Raw genomic sequence first — 14,233 nt, forward strand, 5'->3', positions numbered from 1 at the left:
ACCTGGTCAGAAGTCCTGGCCCGGTACGCCCGAAACGACTCGGTACGCGGCACGACCCCGCGCGACGCCCCTCAGGAGGCCAGCGCCGCCATCTCGCGCACCACGGCCCGGAGCCGCACCGCGAGCTCGTCGTTGCTCCGCACGGAGTCGCGGTGGGCTGCCTCGCTGAGCGCTGACATCACGAGCGTCACCGCGGTGCGTGCGGTCTGGTCGTCGGTCCGGGTGCCCACGACGCTGAGCAGGGACTGGCGCGACTCGGCCATCCACCGCATCACCATCGAGGACATCTCGGGCCGGAGCACCAGCAGCTCCTTCATCCGTCGGCGGTCCTGGGACAGCGGTACGGTCGCCGCGACGAGGGTGCAGAGGTCGTCGACCAGGCCGCCCTGGGCCTCGGCGAACCACGCGGCGGAGGGCTCCGGGACCTCGACGGAGTCGAGTCCGAGGGCGGCGTGCGCCTTGGACGAGAAGTAGTTGAAGAAGGTGCGGGGCGAGACGTCGGCATCGGCGCAGATCTGCTCGATGGTGACGCCGTCCAGCCCGTGCGCGGACACCAGTGTCAGGGCCGCGTCGTGCAGCGCCTGCCGGGTCTGCTGCTTCTTGCGCTCCCGCAGGGTGCACGGCTCCGTCGCCGCTGCAGCTGCCGGGGTGGTGATCACGTGGACTCCTGGTGGTGGTGGGGGTGGTGGGCCGCCCGTGCCGGAAAGGGGGCACGGCACGGACGGCCCGGTCGGTCACCGACGGTGCGTCGGTGTGGATCCGGTCGGTGTGGATCCGGTCATCGGACCGGTGAACGAGCCGGCGTCGGCAGCGGCGGCGCCGGCTTCGGCCTCGAGCTGGGCCTCGGCAGACAGGTCGGCACGCTCCTGCAGGGCGGAGCGCTGGCGCAGCGGCGGCACCCGGAAGAACCAGGTGAGCACGAACGCGAGCAGGATCACCCCGAGGCCGACCCAGTAGATGGTCACGGACGAGGCGTTGAAGCCCGCCATGAACGGCCGGGTGAGGCGGCTGTCGGCACCGGTCAGGAACGAGGTGTCGTTCGTGCTGGTGGCGCTGTCGCTCGTGGTGTTGCCGTCGTCGATCTTCTCCGCGAGCTCCGGGGTGAGCTCGTCGACCCAGTAGGAGCGCTGCGAGGCGTTCGACCAGTCGACGGACACGGTGCCGTCCTGCACGCTGGCGTGTGCCTGGTCGGCGACCTGCTCGAGGGCGGACTGCTCGGCCGCCGGCGTCGCCGCTGCGACCTGCTGGTCGATGGCGGACTGGGCCGAGGCGGCGGGGACCGCACCGGCGGCGACCTGCTGCTGCACGGCTGCCGTGACCTGCTCGGTGACCGCGGCGTCGGCGGCCTGCGTCGCCTTCGCGGAGGCAGCGTCGAGCTGCGACTGCACGGTCTTCGTCAGCGGGGTGACGACGGGCGTCCAGATCTTGTCCATCGCGCCCTGGTTCGCCTTCGCGCTGGCGACGGTGGGGTTGAGCGCGGCGTTGAGCGCCGGGCCGAGGTCCTTCTCGTTCGTGGTCGCGTGCAGGATGTTCGCCGGCATCACCGAGAACAGGATCGACAGCAGGACGGCGGTGCCGAGCGTTCCACCGATCTGCCGGAAGAACGTGGCGGACGACGTGGCGACGCCCATGTCACGGGCCTCGACGGAGCCCTGCGAGGCCAGGGTCAGCGACTGCATGACCGAGCCGAGGCCGAGGCCGATCAGGAACATGCCGATCATCAGGAACCAGAGCGGCTTGTCGATCGACATGAAGGTCAGGACGACGTAGCCGGCGGACACGAGCGCGGTGCCGATGACCGGGAAGATCCGGTAGCGGCCGACGCGGGCGACGATCTGACCGCTCGTGATCGAGGCGATCATGAGCCCGCCGACCAGGGGCAGCGTGGCGAAGCCGGACTCGGTCGGGGTGAGCCCCACGACGATCTGCAGGTAGAGCGGGATGGTGAGCATCGCACCGAACATCGCGAAGCCGACCAGGAACCCGATGACGGTCGCCATCGAGAACGTGCCCGAGCGGAAGAGCTTGAGCGGGATGATCGCCGCGTCGCCCATCTTCGACTCGATGAGCAGCAGCCCGATCAGGCCGACGACCCCGACGACGTAGCAGGCGATGGCGGCGGGGGAACCCCAGCCCCAGATGCGGCCCTGTTCGGCGACGAGCAGCAGCGGCACGAGCGTGACGATGACGGCGGTCGCGCCCCACCAGTCGACCTTGGGCTTCGCGTCGTCGGCACTGTGCACCTTCGGCAGGTGCAGGAAGACGATGACCATGAGGAGCGCGGCGACGCCGATCGGCACGTTGATCAGCAGGACCCAGCGCCATCCCGTGATCCACAGGATCTCGGAGGAACCGGCGAGCAGCCCGCCGATGAGCGGCCCGATGACGGACGAGATGCCGAACACGGCGAGGAAGTAGCCCTGGTACTTGGCACGTTCGCGCGGGGCGAGGATGTCGCCCATGATCGCGAGCGGCAGCGACATCAGCGCACCGGCACCGATGCCCTGCACGGCGCGGAAGGCCGCGAGCATGAGCATCGAGGTGGACATCGACGACAGGACGGCACCGAGGATGAACACGACGATGCCGAAGATGTAGAGGGGCCGGCGGCCGAAGATGTCGGAGAGCTTGCCGTAGATCGGCGTCGCGATCGTCGAGGTGATCAGGTAGGCCGTGGTGACCCAGGCCTGCTGGTCGAGGCCGTGCAGGTCGTCGCCGATGGTGCGGATCGCCGTGCCGAACACCGTCTGGCCGAGGGACGACAGGAACATGCCCGCCATCAGGCCGTAGATCACCAGGAGGATCTGGCGGTGGGTCATCAGGGGCTGCGGGCCGGTCCCGCCGGAGGCTGCTGGGGCCTCGGCGGTGTGCCGACCGTGCTGCACCTGGACGGGTGCGGTGGCGGTCATCGAACTCCTTTTTCGCGCTGTGTAACTTTGCAGACCGCGCAACGATACATCTGTTGCTTCCAGCAAGCAACTAAATGTGCCCACTACGCTGGCCCCATGTCCGACGACCGGCGTGCCGCCGAGCGACTCCTGCGATCCCAGCTCGACCGGCTGTGGGTCCGGCAGACCCTGCGTTCCTCGCTCATCGAGTCCCGCGGCGGCCTCGACCCGACCGCGCGGGTGATCCTGCGAGCCGTCGCCGGTCACGGACCGGTCCGGGCGACCGCGATCGCCGACGCGACGGGCCTGTCCCGCCCGGTGATCAGTCGCCGGGTGGCGTCGCTGGTCGAGGCCGAGCACCTGGTCGGCTCGCCGGACCCCGCCGACGGCCGAGCGACCCTGGTCTCGCTCGCACCCGCGGGCAAGCAGTTGCTCGACCAGCTCGACGCCGCCGGTGCCGAGGTCTTCGACGACCTCACCGAGGAGTTCGCCTCGGACGAGCTGCGCTCGCTCGCCGAGATGCTCACGCGGCTGAACGACCGGGCCGACGCGGTCCTCGGGATCGGCACCACACGCCCGTGACGTGACCCGGCCGTCACTGCGGAGCGTGCATTCGAGATACCGTTGGTGTATGAGCACGGACACCGCCACCACCACCGAGACCACCGACGAGGGGCCCGTGGTGACCTTCGCCGATCTCGGCCTGAGCGATGCTGTGCTCAAGGCCGTCAAGGACATCGGCTACGAAACCCCTTCCGCCATCCAGGAAGCCACCATCCCCACGCTGCTCGACGGCCGCGACGTCGTCGGCCTCGCGCAGACCGGAACCGGCAAGACCGCCGCCTTCGCGCTGCCGATCCTGTCCCGCATGGAGCCCGGCAGCAAGAAGCCGCAGGCCCTCGTGCTGTCCCCGACCCGCGAGCTCGCCCTGCAGGTGTGCGAGGCGTTCGAGCAGTTCGCGTCGCACATGAAGCACGTCCACGTCCTGCCGGTCTACGGCGGCCAGGCGTACGGCGTGCAGCTGTCCGCCCTGCGCCGCGGCGTCGACGTCATCGTCGGCACCCCCGGTCGCATCATGGACCACCTGGCGAAGGGCACGCTCGACCTGTCCGAGCTGAAGTACCTCGTGCTCGACGAGGCCGACGAGATGCTGAAGATGGGCTTCGCCGAGGACGTCGAGACGATCCTGGCGGACACCCCCGACGACAAGCAGGTCGCCCTGTTCTCCGCGACCATGCCCGCCCAGATCCGCCGCATCTCGCAGCAGTACCTGACGGACCCGGCCGAGATCACCGTCAAGACCAAGACGAAGACCGCCGCGAACATCACGCAGCGCTACCTGATGGTCGCGTACCCGCAGAAGGTCGACGCCCTGACCCGCATCCTCGAGGTCGAGGACTTCGAGGGCATGATCATCTTCGTCCGCACCAAGAGCGAGACCGAGACCCTGGCCGAGAAGCTCCGGGCCCGTGGCTACGCCGCAGCCGCCATCAGCGGTGACGTCGCCCAGGCCCAGCGCGAGCGGACCGTCAACCAGCTGAAGTCCGGCAAGCTCGACATCCTCGTCGCCACCGACGTCGCCGCCCGTGGCCTCGACGTCGACCGCATCACCCACGTCGTGAACTACGACATCCCGGTCGACATCGAGTCCTACGTGCACCGCATCGGCCGCACCGGTCGTGCCGGCCGCTCGGGCGACTCGATCAGCTTCGTCACCCCCCGCGAGCGTCGCCTGCTCTCCGCGATCGAGCGCCACACGAAGCAGCCGCTCACCCAGATGCAGCTGCCGACGATCGACGACGTCAACGAGACGCGCCTGACCCGCTTCGACGACGCGATCACCGCGGCGCTCGAGGACCAGGGTCGCATCGCCGCCTTCCGCGACGTCATCGCGCACTACGTCGAGCACCACGACGTCCCCTCGGACGACGTCGCCGCCGCCCTGGCCGTCGTGGCGCAGGGCGACTCGCCGCTGCTCCTGACCGCAGCCGACGACGCCCTCCGCACGCAGATGGAGCGCGACGCCCGCCGTGGCGAGCGCGACGACCGTGGCGCACGCGACGACCGTGGCCCGCGCAGCGACCGTGGTGGCGACCGCGAGCGTGCGCCCCGCCGTTCGCAGCCGATGACCGCCTACCGCATCGAGGTCGGCCGTCGTCACCGCGTCGAGCCGCGCCAGATCGTCGGCGCCCTGGCGAACGAGGGCGGCCTGCGCCGCGACGACTTCGGTGCGATCCGCATCCAGCCGGACTTCTCCATCGTCGAGCTGCCCGCCGACATGGACGGCGGCGTGCTCGACCGCCTGACCGACACCCGGATCAGCGGCAAGCTCATCGAGATCAAGCCCGACCGCCGTGGTGGTGGCCGCCGGTACGAGGACCGCGACCGCGCGCCCCGCGACGACCGTCCGGAGCGCAAGCCGCGCTACTGACGCGAGCCGCGTCCTGGGCGCGAGCCGCGTCCTGGACGCGACCCCATCCTGACGGGAGGTGGGCCCCACCAGCCGGTACCGGCGCACCGCGCCAGCGGGGTGACGGCCGTGCCTGGAGGGACGGTGCCAGCTGGCACCGTGCCTCCCGTCCGTCGTCCGGTCGCGTCTCCCGCCGCGTGCCGCCCCGCGTGCCGGCGTTGCGTCACCAGCCTTGCGGTGCGGGGAACCGCAGATCACGCTCGGATCCGTTCCCCTGGCGCCCGAGCGGTGCTGTGATACCTGGAGCCGTGACGCAGGGAGCCGCGGAGAAGGCAGGGGAACGAACGTGTACCGAGCACTCATCACCGTCGCAGCAGCGGCGGCGCTCGTCATCGGGGGAGTGGCGCCGGCGACGGCAGCCCCCTCGTCCTCGGCGCCCGGAGCGCCCACCACCGTCCGGGTCACCGGAGCCGGCGACAGCGCGACCGTGACCTGGGGCGCCCCGAAGACCGGCGCGAAGGTGACCGGCTGGAAGGTCACGATCGCCCCCGCGCAGCACCAGCCCGGCAACGGCGTCGACCGGCTGCCGGCGAAGGCGCGGTCCGACCGCTTCGGTGACCTGACCCCGAAGACGACCTACCGCTTCTCGGTGCGCGCGATCGGCGCGAAGAAGACCGGCCGCACGATCCTGGTCCGCTACACCACGCCGTCCGTGGTCGACACGACGCAGTCGCTGTTCGCCCTCGACGCTTCCGGCAACGTCGTGCGGTTCGCCGAGGACGGTTCCGGCGCCGGGAAGGTCGTCGCGGCCAACGGGACGGGCTTCGCCGCGGACGACGTCGGCGACGTGTTCACCCCGTCGGCCGACCACACCGCCATCCTGTTCCACCCCGCCGACGGCAGCGCGACGCGGACCCTGGCGACCGGACTGCACCTGACGCCCGACCTGCGCGCCGACGTCGCGGGAAACCTGTACTGGATCGACTCGGTGTCCGGGGCGGTGCAGAAGCTCCCCGTCGGCAGCTCGACCGCCACGACCGTGCTCGACCTGGGTGGCACAGCGAGCGGCAGCGACCAGCGTTTCTGGACGGTCACCTCGGACGGCAAGGTCGTCGTGTTCGGTGGGCCCGCAAGCAAGACGTACGTCAAGGGCACCGGCATCGCACCCCGCTCGCTCACCTCGACGTCCGGTCTCGGCATCGGGTACCCCGCAGCCGTCCTGGCCGACTCGCACGGCAACGTCTACCTCGACATCCGTTCGCCCGGCGCCGCCGGGTCGTGGGCCTGGTACCTGCTGAAGCCCGGTGCCACGGCACCGAGCGTCATCGAGCCGCGGCTGGCGTTCGAGTACGGTGCCGCCAACGCCGACGGGTTCTCGCTGCTGCAGTCCGCCGAGTGGTGCGCTGCTCCCGCCGAGTACCCGACCAGCCACACCGGCTGCAAGGTCGACCGCACGATCCCGGACAAGCTCGTGGTCGGGGCTGGTGGGAAGTCCACCGTGGCGGTCTCCGGCATCACGGCGGGTTCGCGTGGCCCGAACACGGGCGCCGCCTCCGACGACGGGGACGTGTTCGTGGACGTCGACAGCGGGCCGTCGGCCGGGCTGTGGCGTGTGCCGGCCTCCGGCGGGGCTGCGCAGCAGCTGTCGTCGGCGCAGTACTCGCGGCTGCTGGTGATCTGACCGGCAGACCGAGGCAGGACGGGGTGGGACGCAACGGCGCGTCCCATCCCGTCCTGTGTTGTGGGCGCGAGGCGGGGCGGGCGTGCGGCGGGGCCCGAGGTTCCGAGATCTCGGAACCCCGGCGCTCTCTCGGTCGATCCGTGGAACCTCGGCGGGTCACCGGCGGCATGTTGTGGAACCTCGGCGCCGCCACCCGCCAGCCGTCCAGCCGTCCCGCCATCACCGCCCCCGCCCGGCACCCCGCCACCGCCGCCCCGCCCGGCACCCCGCCGCCTCACGCCACCCCCGCCACGGTCCGGCGACACACCTCGTCCCACGGGGTCGGCTCGATGCCGAACACCGCGCGGCTCTCGGCATCGTCGACCACGTACGGCGCGGTCCACTGGTAGCTCATGTCGGCGAGCTCCCGCATCATCGGCGACACGAGCCCGAGCGCACGGATCGCCCCTGCGGGCATCCGGTGGACGGGCACGGGTGGCTTGCCGGCCGCGGCCAGCACGTCGGTGAGCGCCTGCCGCTGGGTACGAGGAGGGTTGCTCGGCACCATCCACGTGCGGCCGTACGCGCGCTCGTCCGAGGCTGCCGCCACCAGGGTCCTGGCGACGTCGAGCACGTCCGTGAAGGTGTGCGGCAGGTCGGTCCTGCCGATCATCGTCACGGCCTTCCCCTGCAGTGCGGCCGGCAGCACCCGGGTGACGTGCCCGTTCGCTCCGATGCCCGGCCCGACGTAGTCCGAAGCGCGGACCTCGACCGTGCGGACCCGTCCGGCCCGGTGCGCCGCCAGCGCGTCCGCCCACAGCCGCGCGCGGAGGATCCCCTTGTGGTCGGTCGCCGCGTCCGGGGTGTCGGGGCGCATCGGTCCGTCGACCGGGCCGTACGGGTACAGGTTCCCGGTGATGGCGTAGACGGCTCCGGTCCGCTCGGCAGCGGTCAGCATCGACGCCGCGAGCGGTGGCCACGTGCGCTCCCACCGGGTGTAGTCGCCGGGGTTCGCGCAGTTGTACAGCACGGCGGCGCCGTCGGCCGCCCGGGTGAGGGCGACCGCGTCGGAGGCGTCGAGGGCGAGGTGATCGACCCCCGACAGGCCGGTGTCGCGACCCGAGCGGGTGGCGACGGTGACGTGCTCGCCGCGCTCGGCGAGCAGCGCGGCGACGTGGCGGCCCACCGGGCCGGCGCCGATGACGAGGTGGTTGTGCGACATGGTCCCTGCTTCCGTTCTGGTTGCGAGAGCGGTGCTCTCGCAACCAGGATGCGCGCTCGGACACGAAAGAGCAAGAGCACTGCTCTCATTTGTGTGCAGTGCTCTCGTGTGGCATGGTGACACGATGGCACCGACAGCACGCGAGCTCGCCCGGCGGACGATCCGAGCGGACATCCTGGCGGCCGCGCGCACCCGCCTCACCGACGAGGGGCCCGCAGCGCTCAGCCTCCGAGCCGTCGCCCGCGACGTCGGCATGGTGTCGTCCGCGGTGTACCGGTACTTCCCGAGCCGCGACGACCTGCTCACGGCACTGCTCATCGTCGACTACGACGAGCTCGGCGCAGCGGTCGAGGCTGCTGACGCCGCGGCCGGCCCGGAACCCGGTGCACGCTGGGTCGCCGCGTGCCGCGCGATCCGGTCCTGGTCCGTCGCGCACCCGGGCGACTTCGCGCTGCTGTTCGGGTCGCCCGTGCCGGGCTACGCCGCACCGCGCGAGACGGTCGTGCCCGCCGCGCGGACGACGCTCGCGCTGGTGCGGGTGGTCGCCGATGCGGTCGCGCCCGGCGGGGACGTCACGTCGGCGTCGGGGGCGGACGGGAGGCTCGGATCACCCGCCGCGCCCTCGGCGGCTCCCGGGGTGGCCGGCCCCGCCGTCGCGGATGCAGTGGCCACCCTGCGGTCGTTCGGCATCGCCCTGCCCGACGAGGTCCTGGTCCGCACCCTGATGGCCTGGTCGACGGTGTTCGGGACGATCTCGTTCGAGCTCTTCGGCCACTTCGTCGGCTCGGTGTCCGACGGCGCCGCCTACTTCGACCAGGTGATCGCGCGGCTCGCCGACGACCTCGGGTTCGCCGCCGCGTTCTGACCCGGTCGTGCGGGTCTGCCCAGGCCGTTGTCCACGACTCGCACTCCGGGCCTGACAGAGTGCCGGTCACTGCGGTAGACAGGTCCCTACGCCGAGGTCGTGCCCGACGACCGGAGCGGACGGCCGGCACGGTGCCCTCTGGGCAGCGGCCGGACGGCACCACACCCGGGCGTGCGCTGCGGCCGGGGTCCGCGCGGATCAGGAGGCACCCTTGCGACGCAGCTCGGCCGGCGACCCCGCAGACGGAGTGACCGGGTGACGGCGCTCGAGGTCAGCCGCCAGGACCGCCGCCGGCTGACCACCGGCACGGCCCGACGACGACTCGTCACGGTGCGCACGGTCGCACTCCTGGCGTCGATCGCCGGTGTGAACTACGTCGTCTGGCGCTGGGCCGCCTCGGTGAACTGGCACTCCTGGTGGATCGCCGTGCCGCTCATCCTGGCCGAGACCTACAGCGTGATCGACTCGCTCCTGTTCGCCTTCGGGGCGTGGCGCCTGCGGGAGCGCGGTGAGCCCCCGACGAAGCCGTCCTCCGATGTCACGGTCGACGTCTTCATCACCACCTACAACGAGCCCGTCGAGATGGTCGTGCGCACGGCGCGTGCGGCGCAGGCGATCACGCACCCGCACACGACGTGGATCCTCGACGACGGCAACCGCCCCGAGATGCGTGCGGCCGCCGACTCGCTCGGCATCGGCGTCATCACCCGTGGTGCCGACTGGATCGACCGTCCCCGGCACGCCAAGGCCGGCAACCTCAACAACGCCCTGCTCGCGACCCAGGGCGAGTTCCTGCTCATCCTCGACGCCGACCAGGTACCAGAGCCCGGCATCCTCGACCGCACGCTCGGCTACTTCAAGGACCCGCGGATGGCGCTCGTGCAGACGCCGCAGTGGTTCGAGAACGTTCCCGAGGCAGACCTGCTCGGCAGCCAGGCGCCGCTGTTCTACGGGCCGATCCAGCAGTCGAAGGACGGCTGGAACGCCGCGTTCTTCTGCGGGTCGAACGCGATCCTGCGGCGCGAGGCCCTGATGCAGCTCGGCATCTCCCGCTACGTGGTCGAGGTCGAGGCCTCGGTGCAGCGGACGATCACGACCTCGCGGAAGCTGTTGGCCCGTGCGCGTGAGACCGAGACGGCCCCCCGGGTACTCGGCGCGCTGGACGAGGCCGAAGCCGTCGTCGACCGCGCCCGCGACCAGGTCCGGGCCGGTGAACCGCTCGGCGACGTCACCTACGCGTTCCAGCGGGGGATCGACACGATCGCCTTCCGGTTCGCCGCCGCCGACCTCGAATCGGTGCGGAACGACCTGCAGGAACTCGCCGCGATGTCGACCGACGCGAACACCTTCGCCGGGCTCGACGACGCCGCGCTCGACGTGCTCGGGCGGCGCGACGCATCGCCGGTTGCAGCCATCGAGTCGATCGCGGTCCTCGCACGGGCACTCGACGTCAACCGCGACGACGAGGCGCAGCCGATCATGCCGCTGGCGACGATCTCGGTGACCGAGGACATGGCCACCGCCATGCGGCTGCACGGGCTCGGCTGGAAGTCGGCGTACCACGACGAGATCCTGGCGAAGGGCCTGGCGCCGGAGGACCTGCCGACCATGCTCGTGCAGCGGCTCCGGTGGGCGCAGGGCACCATGCAGGTGTTCTTCCGCGAGAACCCCCTGGTGCAGAAGGGCCTGTCCTGGGGCCAGCGCCTGATGTACTTCTCGACGATGTGGAGCTACCTGTCCGGGTTCGCCGCGATCGTCTACATCGCTGCCCCGGTGCTCTGCCTGTCGTTCGGAGTCGTCCCGGTGCAGGCCTACAGCGTCGACTTCTTCGCACGGCTGATCCCGTTCCTCGTGCTCAACCAGCTGCTGTTCTGGGTGGTGGCCGCCGGCAGACCGACGTGGCGCGGGCAGCAGTACTCGCTCGCGCTCTTCCCGGTGTGGATCGAGGCGGTGACGAGTGCGTTCGAGAACGTGTTCCGCGGCAAGCCGCTCGGGTTCCGGGTCACGCCGAAGGTGCGTGACGAGACCGAGCAGAAGCCCCGGTGGGACCTCGTCAAGCCGCAGCTCATCGCGATGGGGGCGCTGGTCGCGGCACTGCTCCTGATCGGCATCCGCTACCTGACCGGGCAGGCGTCGGGCATCGCGCCGCTCGTCAACACCGCGTGGGTCGTCTTCGACCTGTTCATCTTCAGCATCGTGATCCGGGCCGTGCTCTACCGCGGCCCGGGCACGGGAGTCCAGTCAGAGCACGAGTCGAGCACCGCCGGAGGACCACTGTGAGCGCCGAGACCACCTTCGACGTCGCCGCGACGCCCGTGTCGCTCGACGAGGTCCAGGATCGCTTCGGCGCCTGGTGGGACGGGCTCGGCATCGACGATGCCCGGCTCCGCTTCGCGCTGGAGACCGCGCTGGCCGAGGTCGCCGCGAACATCGTCGAGCACACCGCGCGTTCCGACCAGGAGGCCGGTCGGCGCTACACCGTGCGACTCGAGTCGACCGACCGGGCGCTCACCGCGGAGCTCACCGACAACGGTCTGCCCGTGGACATCGACCTGAGCGCCGTCACGATGGCCGACGTCGAGCAGGAGAGCGGACGCGGCCTGGCGCTCGCGATCGCCGCCCTCGACCGGCTGGAGCACCGGCACGAGCACGGACACAACGTCTGGACGCTGGTGTGCGACCGGTGAGGCTGCTGGCGGCCCGCGTGGTCGCCGTCCTCGTCACGATCGCGACACTCCTGCTCGGCGGTGCACTGCCGGCGTCCGCGGTGACGGTGCACACGGCCGCGGCGACGGAGCCGGCGAGCGGGACGACCTGGTTCGGCCCGGACCTCGACTGGGGCGACGACTCCCCGGCGGGGTACGAGGGACGGCTCGGTGCGACGCCGTCGATGTACGGGGTGGAGATCGACTACCCGCTCGACCGCTCGGCCCGGCGGGAGCTCCTCCGCGCGACGCGTGCCGCGGCGACGCAGGGCGCGGTCCTCGTCGTGAGCCTCGAGCCCGGGCAGTCGCTCCGTTCGCTCGACGCCGCCGACGCCCGCGCCGCGAACACCGTGTTCCAGGAGATCCACGACCAGTACGACACCCAGGTGCTCGTGCGGTTCGCGCCGCAGATGAACGGCACGTGGGTGCGCTGGGGGCAGCAGCCGACCCAGTTCGTGCAGGCGTTCCGGACGCTCGCGACCGCGGTGCACGGCGGCGACTCCGACGCGCGCATGGTGTGGTCGCCGTCGTACGGCGCCGGGTACCCGTTCGGCGGGTCCGCGGGACGTCTGGCGGACCTCTCCGCGACCGACGTCGCGAAGCTCGACACCAACGGCGACGGCGAGCTGACCGCGGCCGACGACCCCTACGAGCCGTACTGGCCAGGCGACGCCTCGGTGGACTGGGTCGGCTTGTCGATGTACTACTTCGGCAAGGGCAAGTCGACCGAAGCCGCCGGTCGTGACGTCCCCCTCACCCGCAACGACGTGCCGGAGCGCGGCGAGGTCGAGTCCCGGTTCGACGAGACGTGGGGCTACGAGCAGCAGCAGGCGGACAGCTTCTACGACCGCTTCGCCGTCGACGGTGACCGGTCGATGCTGCTCGACACCGGTGCGCTGTACGACCACACCCGCCGGGGCGATGCGGAGCTCCCGGTCAAGCAGGGCTGGTGGCGGCAGGTGATCACCTCGGTCCAGGACCGCCCGTTGATCCGGGGCGTGACCTTCCTCGAGACGAACCGCCGCGAGCCCGAGGCCGGCAACCGTGTCGCCGACTGGCGCGACACCGCGGTACCGGGGATCGCCGGTTCGTTCCGCACCGACCTCGAGCGCGGCGACCACTTCGCCTTCGGGCCCGTCACCGACCGCATCACCACGCAGCAGGGCAACGCCGCGACCGACCAGCAGTACGACACCGGCGGCGACCAGATGGCGTGGATCGTCTGGGTCGCCGTGGGCCTGGCGGTGGTGTTCCTGCTGAGCGGGCTGTTCGGGCGGTTGCTGCCGAGCTGGCGCTACCCCGACGACGGGAAACCCGGGCGCGACCTGCGGCTCGACCTGTTCCGCGGGTTCATCATCCTGGCGGTGGTGATCACCCACATCGAGATCGGCGGGCCGTACTCGTACCTCACGCTGCACGCGGTCGGTGCGATCACCGGCGCCGAGATGTTCGTGTTCCTGTCCGGCATGGTCCTCGGCATGACGTACCCGTTCGCCATCAAGAAGTTCGGCGAGTGGGCGGCCGCGATCGGGGCGTGGAAGCGTGCCCGCAAGCAGTACCTCGTCACGCTCGTGGTGATCGCGGTCGTCTTCGCGCTGAGCTTCGTCCCGTTCCTGAACACCGACGCGATCACGACGTTCACCGACCGGGGGACCGGAACCGGCGGCGTCGGTGCCGAGGGCCGGGTGTACGACCTGTACCCGAACGCGATGCAGCTGCTCGGCTACCCGCCGCCGTGGTACGCCATCCGACAGTTCCTGCTGCTCGAGATGGGCCCGTGGCCGTTCAACATCATGGGCCTGTTCGTGGTGCTGAGCCTGTTCATCCCGCCGCTGCTCTGGCTGATCCGCCGCGGCTTCTGGTGGGTGGTGCTCGTCGTGAGCTGGGCGCTCTACGTGTTCCAGGCACTCAACCCGGAGTTCCGCCCGCTGAACTCGCAGTTCGAGGCGGTGTTCCCGCTGCTCACCTGGCAGGTCGTGTTCACCCACGGGCTCGTGCTCGGGTACTACCGACGGCAGATCATCGGCGCGCTCACCGGGTGGCTCGGCAAGGTCCTGGTCGGCATCGGTGTCGGCGGCTACGCGGCGTTCCTGGTGTACGTCTGGGCGGCGAACCACGCCGGCTTCACACCGGTGCCGTTCCCGGCGTCGATGTACGAGGACCTGTACAACACGGCGTACCAGCGGGTGGACCTGCAGTGGGGCCGACTGGTCGACATCGCGTTCTTCGCGATCGTGTCGTACGCGATCCTGACGGTGTTCTGGAAACCGATCTCGGCGGCGATCGGGTGGCTCTGGATCCCGATCGGGCAGGCGAGCCTCTACGTCTTCGTGTGGCAGGTCTTCTTCGCGCTGGCGATCGCGTCGATCCCCGGCGTGCCGTGGGGCGACTTCTGGATCGGCTTCGTGGTGCACTCGGCGTTGATCCTGCTGGCCTGGTACATGGTCCGCAAGAAGTTCCTGTTCTCGGTCATCCCGCGCTGA

10 protein-coding genes are annotated in these 14,233 nt (G+C 71.0%); 7 read left to right on the forward strand and 3 right to left on the reverse strand.

From position 1 onward, the window contains the following. Nucleotides 1-71 precede the first annotated feature (71 nt). A complete protein-coding gene (locus DEJ14_RS03885) occupies nucleotides 72-659 on the reverse strand; it encodes a TetR/AcrR family transcriptional regulator (protein ID WP_111086878.1) in 588 nt (195 codons plus the stop codon). 75 nt (nucleotides 660-734) lie between these two features. Next, complete coding sequence (locus DEJ14_RS03890; protein ID WP_111086877.1) at nucleotides 735-2,909, reverse strand: MDR family MFS transporter; 2,175 nt, start codon at nucleotides 2,907-2,909, stop codon at nucleotides 735-737. Between the two features lie 96 nt (nucleotides 2,910-3,005). On the opposite strand from DEJ14_RS03890, the gene DEJ14_RS03895 reads away from it, so the two are divergent. The 3 genes from DEJ14_RS03895 (at nucleotide 3,006) to DEJ14_RS03905 (ending at nucleotide 6,979) form a co-directional block, all read left to right on the forward strand. Beyond that, entirely contained in the window at nucleotides 3,006-3,470 is a 465-nt protein-coding gene (locus DEJ14_RS03895) for a MarR family winged helix-turn-helix transcriptional regulator (RefSeq protein WP_111086876.1), read from the forward strand. Nucleotides 3,471-3,519: 49 nt separating this feature from the next. Beyond that, the gene (locus DEJ14_RS03900) at nucleotides 3,520-5,319 is read left to right on the forward strand and encodes a DEAD/DEAH box helicase (RefSeq protein WP_111086875.1); all 1,800 of its coding nucleotides are present in this window, start codon (nucleotides 3,520-3,522) and stop codon (nucleotides 5,317-5,319) included. A 325-nt stretch (nucleotides 5,320-5,644) separates the two neighbouring features. Next, the gene (locus DEJ14_RS03905; RefSeq protein WP_146249853.1) at nucleotides 5,645-6,979 is read left to right on the forward strand and encodes a fibronectin type III domain-containing protein; all 1,335 of its coding nucleotides are present in this window, start codon (nucleotides 5,645-5,647) and stop codon (nucleotides 6,977-6,979) included. Between the two features lie 274 nt (nucleotides 6,980-7,253). Here the strand turns inward: DEJ14_RS03905 and DEJ14_RS03910 are convergent, their stop codons facing one another. Beyond that, on the reverse strand, nucleotides 7,254-8,180 hold the full coding sequence (locus tag DEJ14_RS03910; protein WP_111084903.1) for an NAD-dependent epimerase/dehydratase family protein: 927 nt from the start codon (nucleotides 8,178-8,180) through the stop codon (nucleotides 7,254-7,256). 124 nt (nucleotides 8,181-8,304) lie between these two features. On the opposite strand from DEJ14_RS03910, the gene DEJ14_RS03915 reads away from it, so the two are divergent. The 4 genes from DEJ14_RS03915 (at nucleotide 8,305) to opgC (ending at nucleotide 14,233) form a co-directional block, all read left to right on the forward strand. Beyond that, complete coding sequence (locus DEJ14_RS03915; RefSeq protein ID WP_111084902.1) at nucleotides 8,305-9,045, forward strand: TetR/AcrR family transcriptional regulator; 741 nt, start codon at nucleotides 8,305-8,307, stop codon at nucleotides 9,043-9,045. A gap of 255 nt (nucleotides 9,046-9,300) precedes the next feature. After that, nucleotides 9,301-11,325 (forward strand): glycosyltransferase, encoded by a 2,025-nt coding sequence (locus DEJ14_RS03920; RefSeq protein ID WP_502868799.1) that lies wholly within the window; start codon nucleotides 9,301-9,303, stop codon nucleotides 11,323-11,325. Beyond that, nucleotides 11,322-11,732 (forward strand): ATP-binding protein, encoded by a 411-nt coding sequence (locus DEJ14_RS03925; RefSeq protein WP_111084901.1) that lies wholly within the window; start codon nucleotides 11,322-11,324, stop codon nucleotides 11,730-11,732. Before DEJ14_RS03920 ends, DEJ14_RS03925 begins: the two co-directional genes overlap by 4 nt. Continuing rightward, nucleotides 11,729-14,233: an OpgC domain-containing protein gene (gene opgC / locus DEJ14_RS03930; RefSeq protein WP_146249714.1), complete on the forward strand. Its 2,505-nt coding sequence runs from the start codon at nucleotides 11,729-11,731 to the stop codon at nucleotides 14,231-14,233. Before DEJ14_RS03925 ends, opgC begins: the two co-directional genes overlap by 4 nt.

The organism is Curtobacterium sp. MCJR17_020 (genome assembly GCF_003234365.2).
GTDB lineage: Bacteria > Actinomycetota > Actinomycetes > Actinomycetales > Microbacteriaceae > Curtobacterium.